Genomic DNA, 500 nt, shown 5'->3' with positions numbered 1-500 from the left:
CAGATTCATAAAAGTATTTCTTACCTTGTGTAAGAGCCGTTGGATTTGTTTCTCCTCTATAATTTTCTTTAGTATCAGGATCATAAAAATGAGATTTCCATCCGCCTTTAAAAACGCCGCCTATTCCTGTTCCACCATCGTTAAACTCTGCATTATAATCTGCATCATATAATCCTTTAGAAAATAGATCTTTATATTGCGGATAATTTAAAAAGTCCACAGCCTGCTTATTTGCTTCAATATTAGATTCTGTTTTCATAATTTCAATAGCTTGTTTTGCAATCCATAAATGTGTGCTTTTATCAGAATGATACGGAGCTTCTGCAGACCATCCTGCAGTAATAGGATCATTCTCATTTAAATCAATTTGATCAAGATGAGCATAGCTACTTTGAGGAGATACTCCTAAAATAGTTAAAGTCACTCCAGCTATACATAGTGTTGATGCGAATTTTTTCATTTTTTTATTCCTTTCTAAATATAAAGATTCTTATGCAAAT

At 32.2% G+C, this 500-nt stretch carries 1 protein-coding gene; it reads right to left on the bottom strand.

Going from position 1 to position 500, the window contains the following annotated elements; genetic code table 11:
* Positions 1 to 460 (bottom strand): phospholipase C/P1 nuclease family protein (locus B5P42_RS30905; RefSeq protein WP_483295824.1); only part of this gene is annotated, 460 nt, incomplete at its 3' end.
* Positions 461 to 500: the final 40 nt, after the last annotated feature.

The organism is Bacillus sp. SRB_331, assembly GCF_003264175.1.
Classification (GTDB): Bacteria; Bacillota; Bacilli; order Bacillales; family Bacillaceae_G; genus Bacillus_A; species Bacillus_A mycoides.
This window is presented reverse-complemented; position numbering and strand designations above follow the sequence as displayed.